The organism is Cohnella candidum (genome assembly GCF_003713065.1).
Taxonomy (GTDB): domain Bacteria; phylum Bacillota; class Bacilli; order Paenibacillales; family Paenibacillaceae; genus Cohnella; species Cohnella candidum.
The window spans coordinates 4,387,648-4,413,574 of record NZ_CP033433.1 but is presented as its reverse complement, the minus strand read 5'-3'; the positions used below and the strand labels follow the sequence as shown (position 1 = coordinate 4,413,574).

At 58.1% G+C, this 25,927-nt stretch carries 17 protein-coding genes and 1 other annotated feature; of the genes, 3 read left to right on the top strand and 14 right to left on the bottom strand.

From position 1 onward, the window contains the following. Positions 1–96: 96 nt before the first annotated feature. Together EAV92_RS20350 and rpoE are read right to left on the bottom strand one after the other, a co-directional pair. On the bottom strand, positions 97–1,701 hold the full coding sequence (locus EAV92_RS20350; RefSeq protein WP_123042785.1) for a CTP synthase: 1,605 nt from the start codon (positions 1,699–1,701) through the stop codon (positions 97–99). 228 nt (positions 1,702–1,929) lie between these two features. Continuing rightward, a complete protein-coding gene (rpoE, locus tag EAV92_RS20345; RefSeq protein WP_123042784.1) occupies positions 1,930–2,526 on the bottom strand; it encodes a DNA-directed RNA polymerase subunit delta in 597 nt (198 codons plus the stop codon). A 350-nt stretch (positions 2,527–2,876) separates the two neighbouring features. Between rpoE and EAV92_RS20340 the strand changes: the two genes are divergently transcribed. Continuing rightward, entirely contained in the window at positions 2,877–4,010 is a 1,134-nt protein-coding gene (locus tag EAV92_RS20340; protein ID WP_123042783.1) for a S8 family peptidase, read from the top strand. A 9-nt stretch (positions 4,011–4,019) separates the two neighbouring features. On the opposite strand, the gene argS (EAV92_RS20335) is transcribed toward EAV92_RS20340, so the two are convergent. From argS (EAV92_RS20335) to EAV92_RS20295, 9 genes are all read right to left on the bottom strand, one after another. Next, on the bottom strand, positions 4,020–5,696 hold the full coding sequence (gene argS, locus EAV92_RS20335; protein ID WP_123042782.1) for an arginine--tRNA ligase: 1,677 nt from the start codon (positions 5,694–5,696) through the stop codon (positions 4,020–4,022). Between the two features lies 1 nt (position 5,697). Continuing rightward, positions 5,698–6,120, bottom strand: coding sequence for a YwiB family protein (locus tag EAV92_RS20330; RefSeq protein ID WP_123042781.1), 423 nt, complete (start codon positions 6,118–6,120; stop codon positions 5,698–5,700). 111 nt (positions 6,121–6,231) lie between these two features. Further along, on the bottom strand, positions 6,232–7,995 hold the full coding sequence (locus EAV92_RS20325) for a glycoside hydrolase family 2 protein (protein ID WP_123042780.1): 1,764 nt from the start codon (positions 7,993–7,995) through the stop codon (positions 6,232–6,234). Between the two features lie 71 nt (positions 7,996–8,066). Next, entirely contained in the window at positions 8,067–9,533 is a 1,467-nt protein-coding gene (locus EAV92_RS20320; RefSeq protein WP_164472868.1) for an ABC transporter substrate-binding protein, read from the bottom strand. A gap of 132 nt (positions 9,534–9,665) precedes the next feature. Continuing rightward, positions 9,666–10,496 (bottom strand): carbohydrate ABC transporter permease, encoded by an 831-nt coding sequence (locus EAV92_RS20315; protein WP_123042778.1) that lies wholly within the window; start codon positions 10,494–10,496, stop codon positions 9,666–9,668. Positions 10,497–10,512: 16 nt separating this feature from the next. Next, the gene (locus EAV92_RS20310) at positions 10,513–11,424 is read right to left on the bottom strand and encodes a carbohydrate ABC transporter permease (RefSeq protein ID WP_164472867.1); all 912 of its coding nucleotides are present in this window, start codon (positions 11,422–11,424) and stop codon (positions 10,513–10,515) included. A 176-nt stretch (positions 11,425–11,600) separates the two neighbouring features. Then, positions 11,601–13,208, bottom strand: a complete 1,608-nt coding sequence (locus EAV92_RS20305) for a response regulator transcription factor (protein ID WP_123042776.1) — start codon at positions 13,206–13,208, stop codon at positions 11,601–11,603. Positions 13,209–13,214: 6 nt separating this feature from the next. Beyond that, positions 13,215–15,062 (bottom strand): cache domain-containing sensor histidine kinase, encoded by a 1,848-nt coding sequence (locus tag EAV92_RS20300; RefSeq protein WP_123042775.1) that lies wholly within the window; start codon positions 15,060–15,062, stop codon positions 13,215–13,217. Positions 15,063–15,079: 17 nt separating this feature from the next. Beyond that, positions 15,080–16,849, bottom strand: coding sequence for a glycoside hydrolase family 2 protein (locus tag EAV92_RS20295; protein WP_123042774.1), 1,770 nt, complete (start codon positions 16,847–16,849; stop codon positions 15,080–15,082). Positions 16,850–17,006: 157 nt separating this feature from the next. Then, positions 17,007–17,255 (top strand) — a binding site (T-box leader). Positions 17,256–17,297: 42 nt separating this feature from the next. On the opposite strand from EAV92_RS20295, the gene argS (EAV92_RS20290) reads away from it, so the two are divergent. Next, on the top strand, positions 17,298–18,995 hold the full coding sequence (gene argS, locus EAV92_RS20290; protein WP_123042773.1) for an arginine--tRNA ligase: 1,698 nt from the start codon (positions 17,298–17,300) through the stop codon (positions 18,993–18,995). A gap of 243 nt (positions 18,996–19,238) precedes the next feature. Here argS (EAV92_RS20290) and EAV92_RS20285 read toward each other — a convergent pair whose 3' ends face one another. The 3 genes from EAV92_RS20285 to speE all read right to left on the bottom strand — a co-directional run bounded on the left by EAV92_RS20285 (position 19,239) and on the right by speE (position 23,632). Then, positions 19,239–20,180 carry an alpha/beta fold hydrolase gene (locus EAV92_RS20285; protein WP_123042772.1) on the bottom strand — a complete coding sequence of 314 codons (942 nt, stop codon included), beginning with the start codon at positions 20,178–20,180 and terminating at the stop codon, positions 19,239–19,241. Positions 20,181–20,377: 197 nt separating this feature from the next. Beyond that, the gene (locus EAV92_RS20280) at positions 20,378–22,594 is read right to left on the bottom strand and encodes a methyl-accepting chemotaxis protein (RefSeq protein ID WP_123042771.1); all 2,217 of its coding nucleotides are present in this window, start codon (positions 22,592–22,594) and stop codon (positions 20,378–20,380) included. Between the two features lie 210 nt (positions 22,595–22,804). After that, complete coding sequence (gene speE / locus EAV92_RS20275) at positions 22,805–23,632, bottom strand: polyamine aminopropyltransferase (RefSeq protein WP_123043830.1); 828 nt, start codon at positions 23,630–23,632, stop codon at positions 22,805–22,807. 202 nt (positions 23,633–23,834) lie between these two features. Between speE and EAV92_RS20270 the strand changes: the two genes are divergently transcribed. Continuing rightward, the gene (locus EAV92_RS20270) at positions 23,835–25,886 is read left to right on the top strand and encodes a transglycosylase domain-containing protein (protein WP_241158332.1); all 2,052 of its coding nucleotides are present in this window, start codon (positions 23,835–23,837) and stop codon (positions 25,884–25,886) included. Positions 25,887–25,927 lie beyond the last annotated feature (41 nt).

The window sequence follows — 25,927 nt, the reverse complement described above, 5'->3', positions numbered from 1 at the left end:
CGCATCCTTGCTATATTCGCGCCCAATGTCATGAATTCCTTCCTTTTCCAGCTAAAAAAATAACGTCCCGGCGATGCCGGAGCGTTATTCGGAAGATCAGGCTTGGGAATGGGCGATAGAGGCCTTGACGAACTCCCGGAACAGCGGCTGAGGACGGTTCGGGCGCGACGTGAATTCCGGGTGGAATTGCACGGCAAGGAACCACGGATGGTCCGGCAGCTCGATCATTTCGACCAGGCGCCCGTCCGGGGACGTGCCCGAAATGCGGAGTCCTGCCGATTCGATGCGGTCACGGTATTCGTTGTTGAACTCATAACGGTGGCGATGGCGCTCGTACACGAGTTCCTCACCGTAGCATTCCGCCGCCAGGCTGCCCGGGGCGAGCTTGCACGGATAGAGTCCCAGACGCATCGTGCCGCCCAAATCCTCGACGTCCTTCTGCTCGGGGAGCAAGTCGATGACCGGATACGGAGTGCCGGGATGAATCTCCGAGCTGTTCGCTCCGTCCAGTCCGACCATGCTGCGGGCAAACTCGACGACGGCCACCTGCATGCCGAGGCAAATTCCGAAGAAAGGAATCTTCTGTTCGCGGGCGTAACGGATCGCCGTCACTTTGCCCTCGATGCCGCGGTCGCCGAAGCCGCCCGGCACGAGAATGCCGCTGACGCCGCTCAGCATGTCGCCGACGTTCTGCGGGTTCACTTCCTCGGCGTTCACCCAGCGGATCTTGACCTTGGACCCGTTATGGATACCGGCATGTCCAAGCGACTCCGCGATCGAGAGGTACGCGTCATGCAGCGCGACGTATTTACCGACGATGGCGATCTCGGTCGTCTTCTCGAGCGACTTGACGCGCTTCACCAGCGACTCCCATTCGGTCATGTCCGGAGCGCCGGCGTTCAGGCGAAGATGCTGTACGACGTAATCGTCCAAGCCTTGCGCTCTCAGCATGAGAGGAACGTCGTACAAAGTCTCCGCGTCTAGGCACTCGATGACGCCGTTCGCGTCGATGTCGCAGAACAGGGCGAGCTTCTTTTTCATATCTTCGGACAGGGGATATTCCGTCCGGCACACGATCACGTTCGGCTGGATCCCGATGCTGCGCAGCTCTTTGACGCTGTGCTGGGTCGGCTTCGTCTTCACTTCGCCGGCCGCCTTGATGTAAGGAATCAGCGTTACGTGGACGTACATGACGTTCTCGCGGCCGATGTCGCTTTTGATTTGGCGGATCGCCTCAAGGAACGGCAGGCTTTCGATATCTCCGACCGTGCCGCCGATCTCCGTGATGACGACGTCGGATCCGGCTTCGCGGCCCGCGCGGAAGACCCGTTCCTTGATTTCGTTCGTGATGTGCGGGATGACTTGCACGGTTCCGCCGAGGTATTCCCCGCGGCGTTCTTTGCTGATGACCGTGGAATAAATTTTACCGGTCGTCACGCTGCTGTTCTTCGACAGGTTGATGTCGATGAAGCGCTCATAGTGACCGAGATCGAGGTCGGTCTCCGCGCCGTCGTCGGTCACGAACACTTCCCCGTGCTGATAAGGGCTCATCGTGCCCGGGTCGACGTTGATATAAGGATCGAACTTCTGGATCGTCACTTTGAGTCCCCGGTTTTTCAAAAGCCGGCCCAGCGACGCTGCGGTAATGCCTTTGCCGAGCGACGACACGACGCCGCCGGTCACGAAAATGTATTTGGTCACCCTGCCTAAACCCCCCACGCATGCCGCTTTGGCATCTTCTTATCGTTGCCCAGTTAACGTCTTGTTTCATCCGGAACCGGTGCGAAAAAAACAAAAAAGTGACACCCAATAAATGGGGGCACTTTTCATTAAATACCATATGGACATGCTCTCTTCTAAAGCCCAAGCATAAGTTTACAATCTCACCTGGGCGGTGTCAAGCCGAAAACGGACCTTCCGGCCAAAAGGTCAACGATCGTCGTCGTCGTCCAAATCTTCGTCCGCATCGTCCTCGTCGGCGTCGTCCAAGTCCTCGTCCTCTTCGTCCTTCTCGTCGCCGAGATCTTCTTCGTCCAGGCCGGCCTCTTCGTCGTCCAGCGCGACCTCTTCGTCGACCTCCGCGTTCTCTTCGCCTTCGTCGAAGATTTCCTCGCGGTCTTCGTCGAACAGGTCGAAGCTCTCTTCGTCGGTCGTGAAGGTTTCCTCGTCGTCATCGCCGTACAGATCGTCATCGTCGTCATCGTCGTCGTTGATGATACGAGGCCGCTTCCCGCCGCCGGTGACGGAGCCGTCGGTATCGCGTTCGACCGGATACCAGCGTTTCAAGCCCCATACGTTGCTGCCGACGCACGCGAAACGTCCGTCGATGTTGATTTCGGTGTACAGCTGCGCAATGAAATCATTAATTTGCTCTTCGGAGAAACCCCGAAGCTTGGCGATTTCGTTCATCAGGTCGCGGTAGTAAAACGGGGTGTTGGCCGCTTTCAGCACCTCGAAAGCGAGGTCCACCATCGGCATCTCCCGAATCTTCTCGGAGTCGAGCTTCAACACGTACTCGGCGCTCAAGTGACTTCCCATCCTCTCTTTATGTAAACCATTAAAGTGCACGTTGTATTTCAGTCAACCTATAGTAAACCTCATTTTCGCCGAAATTGCAAATCCAAGAAAGCGAAAAAGCGAAGACGCGTCGCGGGACGGCGCCTTCGCTTTTCGACTGTATCCCCCCGGCCGCTCCGCGGGCGGAGGAACCGGCATGGCCAAGAGTCTCTCCGGGAAACTCTCCATTCATCCTATGCCCGGGTGTCGGAAATGACACGGAATGACGCCCATTTCCGACCAAAAAAGGCCGCTTCCCAAGCCTTTAAGGAGGTGTCCTCATACTATAGGGAAGCACTTTCGTCGGGAGGGAGACCGTATTGAACGCATTTCTGGATTGGCTGCACTTCTCCCTGGATGCGGGCGAGCAAGGCGGGCGACGGTCCATCCTCCGGTTTGCAAGTCCCGGCGATTATCGGCAATTCCTGAAGGCGCTGCAGGCGAAGAAACGCCGCAGCGATAAATGGCACCCCGTTCGTCCTCTGGCCCTGATCCGGGGAATCTCCTGTCCCGCGCCGCCGGAAGAGATCCCCCGCCGCTGGGTCGACAAAATCCGTCTCGAAGCCGACGGCGCGATCCGGATCCACGCCTTGTCGCGGGGTTCGAGCGCGCTGGACGAAGGAATACCCTGGGGTGTTCGGCATATCCAGGCGCCGGAAGCATGGAACAAAACGACCGGCTACAACATCCGGGTCGGCGTCATCGACACGGGGATCGATTTCATGCATCCCGACCTGCAGCATTCGATCGAACGCGGCATCAATCTCATCTACCGGACGGTACCGCCGCACGACGATAACGGACACGGCACCCACATCGCCGGCACGATCGCCGCCGCCAATCGGCTGCAAGGCATGATCGGCGTCGCGCCGCGTGCCTCGATCCATCCGGTGAAAGCTTTCGATTATAACGGCACGGCTTACGTCTCCGACATTATACTCGGCTTGGACTGGTGCGTGCGGAACCGCATGAACGTCGTGAACATGAGCTTCGGCATGCAGACCCGCAGCACTTCCCTTCTGCAGGCGGTCGTGAACGCCAACCACGCCGGCGTCATCGTCGTCGCCTCTTCCGGCAACGACGGGCGCATCAGCGAAATCGACTATCCCGCCCGGTACGGCCAAACGCTGGCCGTCGGCGCCACGAACGAGCAAGGAAGGGTCGCCGCCTTCACGAACCGCAGCGGACAAATCGACATCTACGCGCCCGGCGACAAAATCGTCTCGGCTTGGATGGGCGGCAAATACCGCGAAATGAGCGGCACCTCGATGGCCACTTCCCACGTTTCCGGTGCCATCGCCCTGCTCCTCGCCCACAAGCCCGGCCTCACGCCCGACCAAGTCAAAGAAATCGTGAAGCGTTCGGCTGTACCGCTAAGGGGAACGAAAGCTCCCCGGTCGGCCGGGGAGCTTAACGTCATGCGGATGTTGAGAGAAGCGGATAGGGCGTTCTGACCGCTTCTTTTACATTTTATCCGGCGCGGAAACGCCGACGATCGACAGGCAGTTCGCGAACACGATCCGAAGCGCCGCGAGCAGCTGCAGGCGAGCCTGGCTTTGCTCCGCGTCTTCGGTGATCACGCGCTCCGCGCGGTAGTAGCTGTGGAACATCGAGGCCAGCTCGTAGACGTAGCGGATCATCGCATGAGGGGCGTAGATCCGTGCCGCGTCCGCGACGACTTCCGGAAGCTCGCCCATTTTGCGGAGCAGGTCGAATTCCGGCTCGGCGTCCAAGCGGTGAAGCGGAGCTTCATCCCAAGGAAGCAGCGCGATGCCTTGCTCTTCCGCCTGGCGGAAAATGCTGCAGATCCGGGCGTAAGCGTACTGGACGTAGAACACCGGGTTTTCGTTCGAGGTCGAGACGGCCAGGTCCATGTCGAAGTCCAGATGCGAATCCATGCTGCGCATCGTGAAGAAATAGCGGATGGCGTCGACGCCGACTTCGTCCATCAGGTCTTCCATCGTGACCGCTTTGCCCGTGCGCTTGGACATTTTCACCTTCTCGCCGTTCTGGAACAGGCTGACCATCTGCGCGATCAGGACGGTGAGTTTGTCCGGGTCGTTGCCGAGCCCCGCCATGGCCGCTTTCATCCGGGGGATATACCCATGGTGGTCCGCGCCCCAGATGTTGATCATGCGGTCGTAACCGCGGCCATATTTATCCATATGGTAGGCGATGTCCGGCGTCAAATAGGTATACGTTCCGTCATTCTTGACGAGGACGCGGTCTTTGTCGTCCCCGAACGGCGTGGTGGACAACCATACGGCGCCGTCCTGTTCGTACACTTGGCCTTTCGCGCGGAGCGCGTCCAAGGCGGCCGTCACTTTGCCTGTCTCGTACAGGGAAGTCTCGCTGTACCAGCTGTCGAACTTGACGCCGAAACGCTCCAAGTCCCGTTTCAGCTTGTCCAGCTCCCGCTCCAGCCCGTAGCTGCGGAAAAACGCGAACCGTTCTTCGTCCGGCAGCGCGAGCAGCTTGTCGCCTTCCCGTTCGGCCAATTCCCGCGCGAATCCGATAATATCCTCGCCGTGGTAGCCGTCCTCCGGCATTTCGGCGTCTTGTCCGAGCGCTTGGCGGTAACGCGCTTCGATCGATTTCGCCAAATTGACGACCTGGTTGCCGGCGTCATTAATGTAGTATTCGCGGGTCACTTCGTAGCCGGCGTAAGCCAGCAGGTTGCACAGCGCGTCGCCGACCGCGGCGCCGCGGGCATGACCCAGGTGCAGGCTGCCCGTCGGGTTGGCGCTGACGAACTCGACTTGGACCTTCTGTCCGCGGCCTGCTTCCACCGAGCCGTATCTCGCTTCTTGTGCACGAACGTCGCCGATGACTCCATGCAGGAAGCTTTTGTCCAAGCGGAAATTGATAAAGCCCGGCCCCGCGATTTCGGCGGACTCGATCCAGGCGCGGCTCTTGTCGAGATGCTCGAGGATCAATTCCGCGATTTGGCGCGGATTGCGCTTGGCGATTTTCGTCAGTTGCATGGCCAGATTGGTGGCTAGGTCGCCATGCGACTTGTCCTTGGGCACCTCCAGCACGATGGCCGGCAGCTCGTCCCGGCTGTCTACGAGCCCCGCTCCCAGCGCGGCGTCGGACAAGGCGTTGCCCATGACAGTGTGAAGCTTTTCCAAAACGTTCATGTCAGTCAGTTCCTCCCGAAATATCCAACCTGATCGTACAGCGGCCGAAATCCTGGTCCGCCATCCGCATGTCGTATTCCCATTCGACCCTGCCGCCCGCCGGCGACAAGCCGGCTTCGAGGCGGTGGGTCCAAGCCTCGACCGCCATCTCCCCGTAAGGGGTGCCGACGATACCTTCCCGCCAATCGCCGACACGGAACGCCTGGTCTTGCGAGACCGTTCCTTTGCGGGTCATGCGGATTTCGTCGTCCTTCACGAGCAAGGTCATGTCGGATTCGGCCGAGCCTTCCGGCGATTCCGACATCCGGCAGGTGACGGCCCATCCCGCAACCAGACGGTGAAGATGCCCGGATGCGGCCATCTCTTGCGTACCCTCTTCGCGAACGATCCGGAAGACGATCCGCACGTTCGTTTTCTCCGGCATGCCGCCCTCTCCACTCGTTCTTACATTATGATTACTACTATATACACAACGTCCCGGCAATTCAAATGAAAAGAGCAGCCGCCCCCCATTAGGGAACGGCTGCTCTTTATTCTACATAGCGTTGATTTCGCGAATGATTTCCAAAGGCACTTTCGGCTGACGGTCCTCGGTCAACAGCCCGTTCTTCTCCTGCTGGACATCGGCGATTTGCGTATAGCAATAGCCGACGATGTAGTCCGTTTCCTTAATGGCCTCGTGAATGCCTCGGAAGCGCGCGATGAACGCCTCCTCCGAGGATTCCTGCTGACCGTATCCCCAGCCGGAGTCCGTTTGGAACGCGATTCCTCCGAACTCGCTCACCATAATCGGCTGCCCCCGGTACGGAAAACCGTCCGCGAACGCGTATTTCCATTCGTTAAAGGACATCCCGTTGTTCACGATCGCGTCCTTGTTCCGGTAGCGCCGCACAAATTCCTCCTTCGTCTGCACGTAGTCGTGAAGGCTCAGGATATCCGACACCGTATGCTCCCACCCGTCGTTGGCCACGACCGGCCTATAGGGATCGAACGCTTTGGTCAAGTAATAGATCGATTCCGAAAATTTCTGCTGCCGGACGTCCTTGGCAATGTTCAGGAGGCCCCACGATTCATTAAACGGAACCCATGTCACGATGCACGGATGGTTGTACTGCTGTCGCACGATATCCATCCATTCGTTCGTGAACTTCTGGACCGCATTGTCGTTATACTCGAACGTTGCCGCCATTTCGGACCAGACGAGCACGCCTTTCACGTCGCACCAATAGAGAAACCGGGCATCCTCGACCTTCATGTGCTTGCGCACGCCGTTATATCCCATATCGAGAATCCGGTCGATGTCCTCGATAATGGCTTCCTCCGAAGGAGGCGTCAGATGGCTGTCCGGCCAATAACCTTGGTCTAGAATGAGCTTCTGGTAGATCGGCCGGTTGTTGAGCAAGATCTTATCCTTCTCGATCGAGATCTTTCTCATGCCGAAATAAGAGTATACGCAGTCGATCAGGCGATCGCCGCGGTACAAATTGAATTCCACGTCGTATAGATGGGGATGCGCAGGCGCCCAATGAGCCGCCTTCCACGGTCCGTTGCCCTCGTGGACCAGATTCGCGTCCAGCTTCAGCCAGGGTCGGTCAATCGCCAGGGTCATCCTCTTCACTTGCTCGCCTCTCAGGCTCACGACGGTTTCCAAACGAAGGGCGCCGTCCGAAAGATCCCCTTCGACTTGATATTCGAAACTCACCGAATTGGCATCGATATCCGGCGTCATCTTGACCGAGCCGATGTGCGCGCTCTCGTCCACGTATTCCAGCCATACCGTTTGCCAGATCCCCGTCGTCTGCACGTAAAAGCATTCGAAGCTGTCCCGTACCCAGCGCTGCTTGCCCCGGGGCTGCGTGGCGTCGAGGCTGTCCTCGGCTTTCACGGTAAGAGAGTTGGCGGTGCCTATCTTCAAGTAAGGCGTAATGTCGAAGCCAAAGGAGGTGTATCCTCCCTGGTGGCTGCCCGCGAAGACGCCGTTCACCCATACTTTCGCGACGTAGTCGACGGCCTGAAAATGAAGCAGCACCCGTTTGCCCGCCGCGTCGTCTGCAATGTCCAAGGTCCGGTGGTACCACACGCAAGGATGGTGCTCTTCCTGCCCGATTCCGCTCGTTTTCGTTTCGTAGGTAAAAGGAACCGTGATTTTCCGGTCGCCGCCGAAGCGTACAGGCCAACCTTCCCGTTCGCCGACATCCGCGTCGTCGAAACCGAATTCCCATTCCCCGTTCAAATTTTCCCAATGCTCCCTCACGAATTGAGGTCGGGGATAATCCTTCCGGTACATCTTCGTTGCCATGAAAGCCGCTCCCCCTCCTAAGCAAATCGTACCCCGCAAGCTAAACTCACGGGGTACGGCGCATGCGTTTCCTATTCGTTCTTGATGCCAGCGTCGGCAATGACTTCGGTAAAGGATTTCTCCATGATGTCAAGCGCCTTTTGCGGCTCCATGGTGCCGCGCAGCACGGATTGAACCGCCTGTTCCATGATGTCGTTCAGCCGCGGGGAGACGTACGGCACGTCCGGGTCGGCCATGATCTTGCCCTTGGTCAGGGAGTCCAGCAGCGTCTGGTACATCGGGAACTGTTTTTGCAGCTCCGGCCTCATGTAGTTGGAAGTGCGGGTCGGATCCATTTTGTCCTGCACTTTGAGCACTTCAAGGTCCTTCGACGTTACGTACTCCATGAATTTGTATGTCAGGTCCGGATTTTCGGTAGAGCTCGTCATGGCGATCGACCAGCCGCCCATCGTCGGAGCGCCGCCCGGCGTGACGGCGTAACCGACTTTGCCTTTGACCTTGGAGGTGTCGGCTTCCGCCGTCTGGATCAATCCCGGCCACTGCTCCATCATGGCCACCTCGCCGTTCGCGAACAGCGTGTTCGCTTCGTCCCAACCGAGGGTCAGCAGTTGTTTCGGAGCGTATTTCGTCAGTTCCTTCGCGAACTCGAGCGCCTTCAGTCCCGCTTCATTGTTGAAAGCCGGTTTAAAGTCTTTGTCCACGTCCCTGCCTCCGAAAGCAGCCAGACGGTTGGTCCAGATCCAGCGGCTGGACGTATTGTCCGCCATCGTGCTGTAGCCGTAAGTGACAGGAGAATCCGGATTCAGGCTCTTGGTGAAGAACGCGGCCGTCTCGCCCATTTCCTCCGCCGTCTCCGGCACTTTCAATTCTTTGCCGGTCTTCGCCTTAAAGCTTTCCTTGATTTTCGGGTCCTCGAACAGGTCTTTGCGGTAGAAGAAAATCTGAACGTCCGGCTTGTAGGGGAAAGCGACCAATTTGGACTTATAATTGCCGTAAATGTCGAGCAGGCTCGGGATGTAATCGCCCAGGTCGAGATTTGGGCTGACCAGCGCTTTATTGTCGATATAAGGCTTCAAATCCTGGACGAGCCCGCCTTCGGCATAGCCGTGGATCAGCGCCACCGGCATGACGATCGAATCGAAGGAGTGGTTCGTCTGCAGGTCGAGCTGGATTTTCTCCATATACGATTGCGCGGGGAAGCTTTGGACTTCGACTTTCGCGCCCGAAGCCTTCTCGAAATAAACGGCCGCATCCTTCAGCGCCTTCTCCGTGTCTCCCGCCATCGTGGCGACCACGATTTTCTTGCCTGCGTATTGCCCTTTCAACGTGCCGCCGGCATCCATGTCCTGCAGCTGAATGCCGTATACGTTCGGTCCCTCGACTTTGACCGCCGCCTGCCCGCTCGAGCTTGCCGAAGCGGATGGAGCGGACGACGCGGCGTCTTTACCGGAGGAAGAGCAGCCGGCAAGGACGAACGCGGCCGCCAAACTCAAACCGAGAAGCGCTCGGACGCTTTTGGAAATCCCTTTTTTCTTCATGTTCAGGTAACCCCCTAATTGGTTGAATACTATCATGAAAATCCGTTTCTTTGCTAACGCGTGTGGCCGTGCGCATGCCCGGAGCGGGCTGCCGGTCACCTCCTTTCAAGGTTGGGCTCGAATCCCGGCGATTTATCCTTTCACGGCTCCCGCGGTAAAGCCGTCCACGATATACTTCTGCGTCGTTAAGGACAGCACGATCGCCGGAATCATCGCGACCGTTCCGGCCGCGGCAATCTCCCCGAGCGGCGTATCCGTATTGACTTGAATAAGGCTGCTGATCGCCAGCGGCAAGAGCTTCTTGTCATCGGAGAACGTGAGGATAAGCGACAAGGAAAATTCGTTCCACGCCCCCATGAACACGAGGATGGAGGTCACGGCGATTCCGGGCACGACGAGCGGCAAGGCAACCCGCAGGAAAGTGCCGTACTCCGAGCAGCCGTCGATACGAGCCGATTCGAAGATTTCGCCGGGCATCTCGTCGTAGAATCCCATGAACAGGTAGATCGCCAGCGGAATCGCCGCCGTGACGTACACGATGACGAGCCCCGACAACGTGTTCAGCAAACCGGCTTTTTGGAACATCAGGTAATAAGGAATGATGAGCAGCAATCCCGGAATCATTCGCACGATGATCGTCGTGTAGATCCATAGGTTACGGCCGGGGAATTTGAAACGGGAGAATCCGTAGGCTCCCAGCGTCGTGACCAGGACGGTGATGACCGTCGTCGCGGAAGCGACCAACAGGCTGTTCAGAAACACTCTGCCGATGTGGTTCTGCGCGAACACGTCGGCGTAATGGGAACCGGTCAGCTGCATCGGGAACCAATCCGGCGGAAGCTTGATGATGGAATCCTTGGTCTTCACCGACGTCGCCAGCGTCCAATAAATCGGAAACAGGAAGTAAAGCGCGAACAAGGCCAGCAGGACCGACACGACCGTCCGTTCCGTTCGTCTCTTCATGTGGTTTCGCCTCCCTTCACGCCGCTTCCGGCTTGCGCTTCAGGAACGCGAAGGCAAGCAGGGAAAAGATGATGATGCACAGGAAATACAGAATCGATCCGGCGGATCCCGCTCCGATATCCGCGTAACGGAAGGCGGTCTTGTAGGTGATCGTCGCCAGCGTCTCCGTCGTTTCGCCCGGCGCTCCGTTCGTCAATGCGACCACGCTGTCGAACACGCGGAGGGCGTCCATGATGCGGATGGAAACCACCAATGCGATGAAGTTGCGGATCGTCGGAAGCGTGATCCTGAAGAAGCTGCCCGCCGGCCCCGCCCCGTCAATGGCGGCAGCCTCGGAAATTTCTTTGGGCACCGTCTTGAGCGCCGCCAGCAGGATTAACATGCAGAACGGCGTCGCCGTCCATACGTCCACCAGAATGATCGAAATCTTGGCCGGAAGCGTCTCCCCGCTCCAGCTCACCTTTTCGAGCCCCATCGAAGACAGAACGTAGTTGATCGGCCCGTAGAGGACTTGAAACAGCAGCGACCAGATCTTCGCGGATACGACCGGAGCGAGCATGAGCGGCATGATGAACAGGCTCTTGAACAGGGCCGTCTTGTTGCCGAACGCCCGGCTGTTCAATACGAGCGCCATGATCATGCCGAGCACGACCTGCAAGGCTACCGCCGCGATCGCGAAGACGAACGTCCATTTCATCGCATTGAGGAAAGCTTGGTTGTCCAGCATCGTCCGGAAATTGTCCAGTCCGACGAACCGGATGCTGGCGGGCGGAAGGGTCAATTTGTAATGAAGCGTGCTGAGATACAGGGAATAGCCGAACGGGAACACCATCAAGCCCAAAATGAAAACCAGGGTGGGAGCGGTGAATACGTAAGGAGCCCATCTCTCCAATCTCGTACGGCCGGTCTTGTTGTCTGTCCGGATCATGGGGTTCATCCCTTCTTTCGCCATGCGGTCCTTTGTATTTACAGCATAGCAACGGACGAACGGCGCCTAAATCCGACGCGATTGCCGAATCGGGTGTAACTTTTTGCGATCCGCGAGCAAAGAAATCCCCCTATGCCAGGGACGCGGTCCCAGTTGGCATAGGGGGAGAAAGTTGTTCACGATTTATGGTGATTCCGGTACTCCGTGGGCGTGAGGCCGACGTGCTTCTTGAACACTTTGAAAAAATACTTCGTTTCCTTGAACCCGACCAGGAAGGCAATATCATGGACCGGCATGGAGGAATGGCGCAAATACTCCTTCGCCTTCTCCATCTTGAGCTCGGTTAAGTAAACGTGGAAGTTCACGCCGAACTCTTGCTTGAACAACCGGCAGATCTGGTAGATGTTCATGCCGAACTTGGCCGACAGTTGGGCGAGAGACACTTCGTCCGAGGTGAATTGCCTCGAGACGTAGTCTTTCAGGTCATGCATCAACGCCCGCGAATCCGTATAGACCCGCGGACCTTTCATGAACCGCGCTCGCAGCTCCCGGACGAGCCACTCCTTCAATTCCTCGGGATCGTCGCACAACCTCGCCGCGAAACGGTCGTACGCGACGGTATCGGCCAAATCCGCTGAACCCGTCGACCGGCCGACTTGGTCGGCCAATGCCCAGATGCGCGCGGAAGCATTGTAGATCTGCTCCCGCGTCGCCGAAGCCGCTTCAGGCGACCGGAACAAGGTGTCCAGGATCAAAGAGAGCTTGTCCGTATCGCGCTGCTTGCAAACGGACTTGAGCATTTCTTCGAATTCCGAGGAAAGCAGCGGCACGGCAGCGTCCCGCTTCGACACGTCTTCGTACCGGAAGACCCGGCTTCGGTCGGTGAATTTCGTTCGTTCCGCCGCCACGCATGCCTCGGCGTAGGAAAGGTGGATCCCCTCCCAGCCTTCATGGACCGTTCCCGTCCCCAGACTGACCGCGAATCGCCCGAATCGCTCGAAGTTGGAGACCAGCTCCCCGCACCGCCTTTGGAATTCGGTCCATTCAGCCTCCTTGCGCTCCCCGGAAAAACCTCGGATGATCGTGATCTGCTTCCTCAGGTTCAACTGGCGGAACACGACCGCCCCTTCGCCCATGGACTCTTCGCAAATGTTGGCCGCAGTGAAGAGCAGCGCTTCCTCGTCCCCGGCATAGACGCCGGCCGCAAGCCTGCGAAAATTATCGATGCGCAGCACGGCAACAGCGTATTCCTCACGAGCGATTGTCTTCAGATAAGGATCCGGCGCCGACTCGCGCAGCGGGGACAAGTCCCCCTCCGTTAACCGTGTCAGCAGTGCCGCATGAAGCACGCCCTCGCTTTTCTGGATGCGGGAGTCCGACTCGATCGCTTTCCGCCTCTCCGATTGCTCCTCTTCGAGTTTTTGCACGGCGTTCACCACGACGCGGTGCAATTCTTCCTCTTCCACGGGTTTGAGCAAATAATCGAACAGTCCGAGCTGCAGCGATTGGCGGAAATATTCATAGTCCTTGTAGCCGCTGACGATGACGATTTTCGCTTCGGGCAGCCGTTCGGCCGCCTTCGCCGCGAAAGCCAACCCGTCCATGCCCGGCATCCGGATGTCCGCGAAGATGAGATGGGGACGGTGCCGTTCCGCGAGCACAAGGCCCTCGGCCCCGTCCATGGCTTCGGCGACGATCTCCAGCCCGTAGGACGGCCAATCGATCGTTCGCTTGAATCCTTCCCTTATCAACGGTTCGTCTTCGACGATCAGTACCCGGTACATCACTCTTCACCCGCCTTCCGCGTTCCGTTCAACCGGAAAAGTCATCGTAACGGTCGTTCCTTGCCCCAGCTTGCTGGAAATGTGCAAGCTCGCCTGATTTTGATACACCAGCTCAAGCCGTTCCTTCACGTTCAACAGCCCGATCCCGTGCGTTTTCGGTTCCTGCAGCTCGGCCGAGTCCGAGAGCCGCTTCGTCAGCTCGGCAAGCGCGTGCTCGTCCATGCCTTCCCCGTCATCTTGTACCGAGAGACGAAGCTTGTCATCTTCTTTCACCGCGAAAATCCGCACCGTACCGGGCGCAATCTTCCGTTCGATGCCGTGCTGGACCGCGTTTTCCAAGAGCGGCTGCAAAATCAGCTTCAACACCCTGCAAGAACGGAGCGATTCGGGCACGTCCACGTGGAACGACATCCTTTCGCCGTATCGGATCTTAATGATCTGCAGGTATTGCTCCGCGCTGCGAATCTCTGCCCCCAGCGGCACGATATCCTCGTCCCCCGTAATGCTGTATCGGAAAATGTGTGAGAGCGAAGTGGTCATTTTGCTGATGTCCCGGATCCCATGTATTTTGGCCAAACTCGAGATCGTCTCGAGCGTATTGTACAAAAAATGAGGATTGATCTGAGCTTTCAGCGCCTTGATCTGCATCGCCTGCTTGACGACTTTGGCCCGGTACAACTCGTTGATGACGTCATTCAAGCGGTTGACCATCCGGTCATAAGCCGTCGTCAGCTGCTGGATTTCGTCTTTGCCCGAGGGCTGCTCGGTGGACGGTTGGAAATCGCCTTTCTCCAGGCTCCGCATCGAGCGCATCAGCTTGTAAACCCCGCTGAAAATGCTGTTGAACACGAGAGTGGCGACATAAGCGGAGAGCAGGACGATGAAAACGGCGATTGCGATCGTGAACGTCAAAACTTTCTTCGTGCTGCGCATGAGATAGTCGTAAGGCACTTGCTTGACGATGATCCATCCGGTATCGTCCATCCGCGTGAAGGAAGTCAGGTATTTGCGCCCGTCGCCGGCTACATAGTCCATATGATGACTGGCCGGACTCTGGCCGCGAAGCGCCTCTACCAGTTTGAGATCGCCGAGCGGCTCCCCCCATTGCGCTTCCTGCTCGCTATAGATGACCGTGCCCGCTTCATCGATGATGAACACTTTCCCTTCGGCGGATGCCGTGTCGTCCGACAGGATTTCGCGGAATGCGCCCGGCTTGATGGCAAGCGCCGCCATGCCGAAATTCGTCCCCCGCCAGCGGTCCTTGATCGGAACGGACAAGGTCAGCACTTTATCCCCGGTCTGGTAAAATCCCTTCACCTCATTCAGGTGAGGAGGCAGCCAGGTGTAGGCCTGGTCAGGCCGGGACAAGGTTTCCAAGTAGAGCTTCGTGCCGGCGTATTTGGGAGGCATCATGCGATTGCCGACGTACATGCTGTACCGGTCGTCCAGCAACGTTACCGTAATGCCTTCCACCGTGAGGTTGCTCATCATTTTCACGTTCAGCATCCGCTTCAGCTCGTCATCCAACCGATATTGGCCCAGAATATCCAGCTCGGATGCACCTTTCATATCCGTCTGGATAAGATCTTCGTTGACGATCGTCTGAAGCAGCGTTTCGTAGTCGGACGCAATCGAATCCGCGTTGATCTTCACTTGGTTAATGATCTGCATCGAATACGATTCGATTTTCTGCGTCGCGTCTTTGTAGGAATAGTAAAAAGACACCGTCGCCACGATGGCGAGCGGTGCTACGGAAATGAGCAGGAAGGTCAGAAGCAGCCGCCGCTTGACCGTGAATCGTCTCAAAAAACGGATTTGCGACTGAAAGAAGGATTGGAGACGTCTGTTGGCCATGCGGCGGACCTCCCGGATTACAAGCTGTCTACGATTTCGCCTTCGTTGATGAGCCGGATCAGTTCGAGCGGGATTTTAGGCTCCCGATCCCAGGTGAGCAGGCCGCAGATTTCCGTCTCGGTATCCGTCAGCTGGGTATAGCAATATCCTTGCACCAGTCCCGACACGACCATCGGATGGATGACGTCGACCAGCCGATCGAGAAAATCCTTCTCGTTGACCGCGCAAGGCGTCACGTGCGGCGACTTCTCCGTGACGCGCAAATTGACGCCGCCGAACTCCGTCACCATGATCGGTTCGCCTTCGTATCGGTAACCCGGCGCGTAAATGAACTTGCGGCCGGTCATGTCGTTCAATATACGATCGAGATTGCCGTATCTCTCGAGCAACACGCCGCGGTCTTGCGAATAATCGTGAACGGTGCACAGGTCGGAGAGGCAGTGCTCCCAACCGTCGTTGGACAAGACGAGCCGGGTGGAATCGACCGATTTGGTAAAATGGTACAACGCCATCGCATGATGCCTTTGCTTAGGGTCGATCAATATATCGGGCACGCCCCAGCTTTCGTTCAGGGGCACCCAAGCGACGATGCAGGGATGGTTGTAATCGCGGCGAATGACCTCTCCCCATTCCTGGGTCATCCGGTAGGCGTACTCTTCCGAATACGCATAAGCATTGGCCATTTCTCCCCAGACGAGGACGCCCAGCCTGTCGCACCAATATAAGTACCGCGGATCCGCGACCATTTGGTGTTTTCGCATGCCGTTAAAGCCCATCTTCTTGCACAGTTCCACGTCCAGGCGAATGGCTTCGTCCGAAGGAGCCGTCAGAATGCCGTCCGGAAAATATCCTTGGTCCAGCACGAGCTTCATCGGATACGGCTTGTTGTTGAGACAAACCTTTCCCGCTTCAATGGAGATTTTACGCATTCCGAAATAACTTGTCACGCGGTCGCTTTGAATTCCGTCCACGTTCAGCGTAAACGCCGCGTGGTAAAGGTTCGGCTTCTCGGGAGACCACCATCGGCCGAAGCCGTGATCGTTGAAGTCCTGCAGGTTGATGCGCCGGGACTCCCGTTCGCCCGCCCAGACTGTCTCCTTCGCGACGAGCGACCCCGCGAACGTGATTTCGACGGTCAATTCGGCGCGTCCTTTCGGAGGCAGCCCTTGGATGAACGTCTCCATCTCGATCTCGTTGGTGTCCAGGTGCGGCGTGAATTTGACGCGATCCAGCCATACGGGATTGACGAATTCCAGCCATACGGTCTGCCAAATGCCGGTCATGTTCGTAAACCACATGACCTCGCCTTTTTCCTTCCAATACTGCTTGCCGCGGGGAAGCGCCATGTCTTCGAAATAGTCCTGGGCCCGGACGACGACCGTATGCTCATCGCCGACGAGCGCATCGGTGATGTCAATGGAAAAGGAAGCGTTACCCCCTTCATGACTGCACACATGCTGCCCGTCCAACCACACCTGCGCATCGTAATCGACGGCGCCGAAATGGAGGATCGTGCGTTTGCCGGCCTCTTTCTCAGGCACGCGGAACTTTTTCCGGTACCAGACCACGTCATGAAATTCGTTTTCCCCAATGCCGCTCAGCGGACTTTGATAGCAGAAGGGGACGACGATTTTACGGTCGAACGCTCCGCTCTCCCCGCCGTTCTCGTACCATCTATTGCTCAAGCCTTCGTTCCTGTCATCCATTCTGAAATCCCATTCGCCGTTTAAGCTTAGCCACGAATCCCTGAAAAATTGCGGCCGGGGATACTCCGGTCTGATCGCCATGCTCGCTGCACCTCTTGTTCAAGCTGGATTTGGAACCCCATTGTATCACCGGCGGCGAATGCCCATAATCCTTCGCGCTTGACATCCGAGGTGTAATTTTTTGCGCGGGCTTGCGGAGAGCGCGATCCGGCGTTATACTGACTAACAAATCATTTCCAAAACGACGTTGAACGGGAGAGTATCCGATCCAAGCCGTTATGCAGAGAGCCGGGAGGGTGGAAGCCGGCACGGCCGATCGGGGAAGCGGACCCGGGAGTCGGTTTCCCGAAAACAGCAGGAATGAAATGCCCCTGTTGTTCCGTAGGGAAATCCGGTCGGCACGTCCGGCCGTTATCCTGCCGAGCGGCATTCCCGTGCATGGGAACGCCAGAAGAGTGGTACCGCGGACTGATCCTCCGTCTCTTTATTGAGACGGGGGATTTTTTATTATCCGAAGGAGGTTAGCCGTATGATCGTCCGGATTGCCGCCCGCATTCTGTCTCCCCATCTGCAACTGTCGGAGGAGGAAACCGCGGGTCTTATCGAAATTCCCCCTCGCCCGGAGATGGGAGACGCCGCCTTGCCTTGCTTTTCACTCGCCAAGCTGCTGCGGCAATCGCCGCAGGCGATCGCGGAGCGGCTGGCTCAAGCCGTGAACGGCTCAGGCGATGGAGTCCGCGCCGAGACCGCCGGCGGTTACTTGAACTTGTTCCTCGACCCCGCCCATTGGGGAGTCCGTCTCTTGGGTCAGGTGGCGGCGGACGAGTACGGTAAGCTGCGCGTTGGAGAGGGCCGGCACGTTGTGATCGACATGTCCTCGCCGAACATCGCCAAGCCTTTCGGCATCGGCCACCTGCGTTCGACCATGATCGGAAACGCGTTGGCCAACTTGTACACGGCCGCGGGCTGGCGCGTCACGCGCGTCAATCATCTCGGGGATTGGGGCACGCAATTCGGCAAGCTCATTTCCGCGTACCGCCGCTGGGGGGACCGCAGCCTGCTGGAGGCGGAGCCGATTCGCGAGAGCTTGAGGCTCTACGTGAAGTTTCATGAGGAAGCGGAGAACGATCCGATGCTTGAGGACGAAGCGAGGGGATGGTTCCGCAAGCTGGAGTCCGGGGACGAGGAAACGCTCGCGCTCTGGCGTTATTTCGTGGAGGAGAGCTTGAAGGAGTTCAACCGCGTGTATGCGCGTTTGGGCGTCTCATTCGACCTCTTCCAGGGAGAAAGCTTCTACAACGACAAAATGGGCGCCGTCGTGGAACGCCTGACGGAATTGTCTTTGCTCGAGGAAAGCGACGGCGCTCAAGTCGTCCGGCTGGATGAGCTCGGCATGCCCCCGTGCCTGATCCTGAAGTCGGACGGCACGACGATCTACCCGACCCGGGATTTGGCCACGGCAATTTACCGTAAGAAACAGCTCGATGCGGATCTGCTGCTCTACGTCGTCGGTTCCGAGCAGGCTCTGCATTTTGCGCAAGTGTTCGCCGTCCTGGGCAAAATGGGCGAAGCCTGGAACGCCGATTGCCGCCACGTCCCCTTTGGCTTGATGAAGTTCGAAGGCAAAAAGATGTCAACGCGTCGCGGGAAGGTCATCTTCCTGGATGAGGTGCTGGACGAGGCCGTCGCCAAAGCGCTCGAGATCATCGTAGAGAAAAACCCCGAGCTTGCCGACAAAACGCAAACCGCCGAGGCGATCGGAGTCGGGGCCATCATTTTCGCGGACCTGAAAAACCGCCGCCAGCTGTCCGTCGATTTCCAGATGGAAGAGGCCCTGAGCTTTGACGGGGAAACCGGGCCGTACTTGCAGTACACGCATGCGAGGATGCTCAGCCTGCTGCGCAAGGGCGGGTACGAGGAGTTGAAACAACGCGGAACGGCTGTGGATGGGCAGTACCTGGAAACTCCTGCCTCATGGGCGTGCCTCAAGACCGTTTCCGGCTTCGAGGAATCGATCCTGCAGGCCGTGCGCGAGAACGAGCCGTCTGTCCTCGCCCGTTATTTGCTGGAGCTGACGAAGGATTTCAACCGTTACTATAATGAAGGCAAAATGATCGTGGAGAGCGAAGACGAGACCTTCGCCAAGCTTTCCGTCGCCGCCGCGGCGGCACGCGTGCTGGGGGATGGCCTGAGGCTGCTCGGCATGAAAGCGCCGGAGAGGATGTAGGCGGAGTGACGCTGGAGTTATTGCTCTCGAGCAATAATTCCGGCGAAAAAGCCGTATCTCGCCACGAATTATTGCTTTCCGACACTAACGCGGCGCCTCCACCCTCACTTTAAGGGGAAACACACCATTTTAGTGTCCAAAAGCAATAAAAACCGTTCAAACCGCCTCATCTCCTCAGAGTTAGTGTCAAAAAGCAATAACTCAATTCGTCGTTCCTGCTCAAACTCTCGACGAAGCAGCCAGTTACTTTTCCGCGAGCTTCAGGATCTCCTCCGCCACCACGTCCGGCGCGTAATGGTGCAAATAGTGGGACGAATTCGGCACGATGATTTGTTTGCCGTCGGTCGACCAGGAAGATAACGCAGCCTGACTGCTTTCCCAATCCTTATCGCTGCTCAGTTTGCCGAAGGCATCCGCTGTCAGCACCGTAATCGGGATGTCCAGCGGTTTCTTTCCTCGCAAGATGGTCTCGGCGTTTTCCCGGCTTAGCCGGATTTCATCGGTCATGTTCCGGTTGCCCGCCAGCAGCAGCGTCGATACCCGGTCCAATTCCCGCATGTTCGGAGGCAGCGCGGTGTCCTCCAATCCTCCGATTTGATATAAGACACGCGCGATTCCGGTCTTCCTGGCAAACCGATAAACGTACGGAATGACCGTCATCGGCGTATTGGACGCATAGTATTCCGGGCTCCCGCCCTCGATGAACACGATGCCCTTCACTTCTTCCGGATACTTCTGGGCAAACCGGATCGCCTCGAGGGAGCCCAGGGAATGAGCGGCAAAAACGTAGGGCGGGCGCTGTCCCGACCGTTCGAGTGCCTGATGGATTTCTTCGGCGATTCCGTCGATATCCCGCTTTCTCTCGGTGATGTCGCTGTACCCGTATCCGAAGCGGTCGTACACGGCGAATTTGGCTTTCGATTCCAGTTTATCGTACAACGGATAGAAATCCGCATACGGGTTCGCCGTCCCCCATCCCGCGGAGAAGACGACGGTGACCGGACCTTGCCCGCCCGCATAAAGGTGCATCCGGCCGCCGCTCACCTCGTACAATTGACCGACCGGTTGATACGATTTCAAATCGCGGTCGCTTGCCAGCCGCTGGTATATCCATCCGGCCAGCAGCAGCACGGCCACCGACAAAACCAGGTACATGAAGACTTTCAGCATTTTCCGTTTCCACATCACGGCATTCTCCTCTTTCGGTTCCGATGGATCGCACTCCGGCATTGTCTCATAAGATGATTTTCCCAGCATGAACGGAGAATGAAAATGGACCGCAGGCGGGGGAGGACCGGACTTTGGTGGGGGACCCCGCCAAACGACAAAAAAGCGCCTTCGGACGAATGAGTCCGGAGGCGCTTCTCTATGCCAGAGCCCTGTCACCGCTTGCTCGTCTCGGCCAGCTTGAACTGGCCGACCAATTGCTGAAGGAACCCCGTGATCGCCTCCACGTTGTGGGAAGTGTGACGAACGTCGACGATGTCGGCCTGCAGCTCCTGGACTTTCCCTTCCACTTCCGCGGAGATCGCCCGGTTCTCGATGCTGACCGTCGCGATCTTCTCCATCAGAACGACGACCTCATCGATAATCTGCGTTTTCAGATCGTCGTCTCCCTTGGCGTCTCCGAGCGTCTCCATCGCGGCCGCGACGAGCTCGGTCCCCTCGGATACCACCTTCGTGCCTTCGGTCATGGAAGCGTACGCCTCTTTCGCATGCAAGGAGATTTTCTCCACGATTCCGTGCACTTCTTCCGTGGACTGCCGCGTTAAGTCGGCCAGCTTGCGGATTTCCGACGCCACGACCGCGAACCCTCTTCCGTGCTCGCCTACCCGCGCCGCTTCAATCGAAGCGTTCAGCGCCAGCAGGTTCGTCTGGGCCGAAATTTCCTCGATGACCTTCAGCACGCTGCGGATCTCATTCGAGGTCTCTACGAACATGCGGATCGTATGGTTCGTTTCTTCGACGCGCCCGGCGATGTGCGCCATTTTGCCGCCGATCCGCTCGACCTCTCCCTGGGCGACGGAAATGTGCTCCGACGCTTGGCGCTCCAGCATGAGCAGCGTCTGGCGGGCTTCGTCCGCGACCACCTTGGCCTCGTCAATATCCTTCAGCTGCCGCCTGATGCTCCGCACCATGTCATGGATTCGCCCGCTCACCCGCTCCGTCTGCTGAGCCGTTGTGACGGTTGACTCGCCCAGCAACTTCTGGCTGGCGGTCACGTCGGACGCGGCAAGCTTGACCTTCAGCATGATGCCTTCCAGGGAATCGATCATATTGTTGATCCATTTGGCGAGCTCGTGCGTCTCGTCGTTACCGAATTCGCCGATGTCGAGCCGCTGCGTCAAATCGCCTTTGCCTTCGGCATTGATCCGGATGAACCGGTTGATCTTGCGCAGCGGAGCCACCACTTTACGGTCGCTGCGCCGGTTCAGCGAGGCGAGTGCGATTCCCCCGAACAGCAGGTTGAAGAGGAGCGCGCCAATGGCAATCCATACTGCCGCGAATTGAGTGGCCACAAAATAAACGAGAATGGCGGCGATCAGCGCGAACCCTCCATGCAGCAGCGCCTGCTGGCGGAACTGGCGGTAGGCGATACCCCGGATGCGGTAGACTTCCTCAAGGTCGCCTTCGCACATCATCCCCCACAGATCCGGGCAATGCGGCAGACGGAACGTGACGCCTTTGCCGATGACGGGGATGTGCCGGTAATCCGAATACCCCGGAAACTCCACGAACAGGTTGCTGCCGTTGCGGATCGTGTTCGCCACGCCCGGATGCAGTTCTCCCGTCGCCGGGTCGGTGAACATGAGCTCGAGCTCCGTATGCTCCTTAACCGTAACCGTTCCCCAGTTCGTCGTTACGCCGTCCTTCAGATTTTCGCCGTGCGTGAACGTCCGGTCCTCGAAGCGGCTTCGCGACAATGCGGTACCGGGCGCAATATGAGTGTTCAAGGAAGGCTCGGCCATGAAAATGTAGTTGTCGCCGGAATCGGGATAAACGTGTCCGGATTCCCGCTGGATCAAGTCGCCGATGACGTCGTTCGGGACTCGCGCGCACAAAGCGCCTTCCCAAACGTCTCCCTGTCCCAACGGCAAAATGAACAACAGCGTCATTTTGTCATGGAACGGCGAGGAACGGGACCCGGTCTCCAGGGTCAGCGGGTCTCCGAAAGGGCCGAAAAGGCATTTGCGCGTGCCTGGGCTGCCGCCTTTGGCGTATTCCAGCCCGGAGGTAAGCGGGGATCCGGCTTCGTAGGTTTGTCCGATGTGGGGCGAGTGCGTCGAATACACGACCGTCCCGCCGGCATCGAGCATGAAAATTTCGGTGAAATCGACGGCGCGTGAATAAGCCGCGGCAAACAGCCGATTGCGGCTTTCCGCATCCGCCCCCTGGCCCGGTGCCGCGCGGACGGCGCCCAGTTGGCCCTCCAGCCTCTCCAGGTGACGCCACCCGTCCATCGTCCAGTCCTCCAGCACCTGCATGCGGGTTTCGGCGATACCTTCGAAAATGTTTTCGACGTCTTCCTTTAATTGCGCGTTCAGCCGATATGACCACCATAGCGGCAGCCCTTTTTTGAAACCGAGCCATCCAAACACGTACGATCCCCTCTTCCACCCGTCGGAATATTCTCTCTTTGTGAGGGATTGTAACATGAATTAGTTATTTTTAACAGTAATTATTCATAAATCCGAATATATATAGGGAAATTCATTAATCTAATGTCAGGTTTTATGCATCTTCCAAAATAAAAAGACCCGCAGCGCTCGATGCCGCGGGTCTTTGGGAGGTTTTCCTCCATACATTCTTTATTTCGTCAAATCTTCCACGAACTTCGGAAGCACGAAGCACGCTTTATGCAATCTCGGCGAGTAATATTTCGTGTCCAGCTCCGGGATCGCGCTTTCGTCGACGGCCAGCGGATCGTGCTTCTTGCTGCCCATCGTGAACGTCCACAGGCCGCTCGGGTACGTCGGCACGTTGGCCGCGTACACGCGGACGAGCGGGAACACTTCCTTCACGTCGCGGTTGACGCTTTGGATCAAGTCGGCTTTGAACCACGGGTTGTCCGTTTGCGCCACGAACAGTCCGTCTTCCTTCAGCGACTCGTAGATTCCTTGATAAAAACCGCGCGTGAACAGCTGCACGGCCGGTCCCATCGGCTCCGTCGTATCCGCCATGACGACGTCATAGGTGTTCTTATGGTCGTGGATGTGCATGAAGCCGTCGTTCACGAGCACTTCGACGCGCGGGTCGTCCAGCTTGCCCGCGATTTCCGGCAAATACTTCTTCGAGTATTCGATGACTTTGCCGTCGATGTCGACGAGCACGGCCTTCTTCACTTTCGGGTGCTTCAGCACCTCGCGGATGACGCCGCCGTCGCCGCCGCCTACGACGAGGACGGTTTCCGGATTCGGGTGGGTGAACAGCGGAACGTGCGCGACCATTTCATGGTAGACGAATTCGTCCTTGATCGTCGTCATGACCATGCCGTCCAGCACGAGCATGTTGCCCCATTCCTCCGTCTCGATCATGGCGAGCTCTTGGAATTCGGTCTGTTCGTGCACCATCGTTTGCTTCACTTTCATCGTGATGCCGTAGTTCTCGGTCTGCTTCTCGGTATACCACAGTTCCATGGAGGACATGGGATCCCTTCTTCCTTATGTATTGTGATGAGGCGCCTGTCGCCTCTCTTCCGTTAATTCGGACAAGTTGTATTATATGATATCACCCGCAAAAAGCAACATTCGAACCTTGACGCGAAGAATAGCCCTCGCCTCCCTACTCCATACTAAAAGGAAAATGATTCCGCTTCGGCGTTACGGGAGGCGCTGCCCCATGCATTCGCATCAAGAGAATAAGCCGCGAAAACCGCGGGCGCCTTGGCGACTGGAGCCGCTGCGGAAGCGGCTGGCCTGGTTCACGCTCGCGTGTCTCGTCGTTGCGACAGCCGGCAGCATCGCGTTTCACCGGCTCGGGGCGCTGCCGACCGGCGCCGTGCCGCAATCGACGCAAATCTTGGATTCGGAAGGCACCGTCATCGCGACGCTCGCGGGAGGCGTCAATCGGCGTCCCGTGAAGCTGGCGGACATTTCCCCCTGGCTCGTGAAAGCCACGCTGGCCGTGGAGGACCGCCGGTTCTACGAGCATTCCGGCGTCGACGTAAGAGGTTTAGCCAGGGCGGCGTGGGTCGACGTCCGGCATTTGTCGAAACGGGAAGGCGCAAGCACCCTGACCCAGCAGCTGGCGCGGAATTTGTATTTGAGCCACCAGAGAACGTGGTCCCGCAAGCTGAAGGAAGCCTGGTACGCCGCCCGCTTGGAGCAGACGTACTCCAAGGACGAAATTTTGCAGATGTATTTGAACCAAATCTATTACGGTCACGGAGCCTACGGCGCGGAAGCGGCCGCCCGAATGTACTTCGGCAAGTCCGCCAAGGATCTGACGCTGTCGGAAAGCGCGCTGTTGGCGGGCATCCCTAAGGGACCGCGCTATTACTCTCCGCATCTCCATCCGGCGGAAGCCGAAAAACGGCGGCACACCGTGCTTCAGGCGATGCTGGAGACGAAAGAGATCACTCGGGAGCAGGCGACTGCGGCTTCGCGGGATAAGCCCGTCGTGAAACCTTTGCCGGAAGAGCCGGACCGGAACGCGCCGTATTTCGCGGATTACGTCAAAAGGATCGCGGTCGAACGGCTCGGAATCGACGAGCGGCTGCTGAACGAAGGCGGCTTGTCGATCACGACCACGCTGGACATGAACATGCAGCGCGCGGCGGAAGAGGCGGTGAAACGGGGCTTTCCGAAGGATTCGCAGCTTCAGACGGCGCTCGTCGCCATGGATCCCCGCAACGGCTACATCAAGGCGATGGTCGGCGGGCTCAGCTACAAACGCAACCAATATAACCGCGTGTTCGCCACGACGAGGCAGCCCGGCTCCTCCTTCAAGCCGATCGTGTACGCCACCGCCTTGGAGCAAAGGGTCGTCACGCCCTCGACTCGCTTCCGCAGCGAGCCGACCATTTTCTACTACGACAACAATCGGGAGATCTACCGCCCCAGCAACTTCAACGACCGCTATTTCAATACGGAAATCAGCCTGCGCCAAGCGATTGCCGCGTCGGACAACATTTACGCGGTCAACACGATCATGCAGGTCGGGCCGGAAGAGGTCATGTCCACCGCGCGGCGGCTCGGCATCACTTCGCCGCTCAAGGCGGTTCCTTCTCTGGCGCTCGGCACGTTCCCCGTCAGCCCGTTCGAAATGGCGTCGGCTTACTCCGTGTTCGCGAACGGAGGCAGCAAAACCTCCGCGCTCGCCATCCTGCGAATCCAAGACCGCGACGGCAAAGTGCTGTACGAGGCGCATCCGCATTCCACGCCCGTCATGCCGCCGTCCGTAGCCTACGTGACCACCCGGCTGCTGCAGAGCGTGTTCGACGCCGGCGGCACCGCCCACCGGGTCGCCGGCATGATCAAACGTCCGGTCGCCGGCAAAACCGGGACGACCGACTCCGACGCCTGGTTCGTCGGCTATACGCCCGAGTTGACGGCGGCGGTGTGGGTCGGCTACGACCGCGGGCGTTCGCTCGGCTCCGGCGACGCGCACCGGGCCGCGCCGATTTTCGCGGATTTTCTCGAAGGCGCGTTGAAGGAGAAGCCGCCGACGGATTTTCCGATGCCGGAAGGCGTCGTCAGCGTGTACGTCGACCCGGGGAACGGCATGCTGGCCACCTCCGGCTGTCCGAAGCCGGTGCTGGAGACGTTCCTCGTCGGCACGGAGCCGACCGAGATGTGCTCGGTGCACGGCGAGGCGGAAGCGGACAAAGAGTCTTCGGGCGCGAACGGCGGCGGCTGGTGGAAGAAAATGCGGCGCATGTGGCATTGGTGAGACTCGGTAACACTTCATCATACCCGGCCCGATTTTGCACA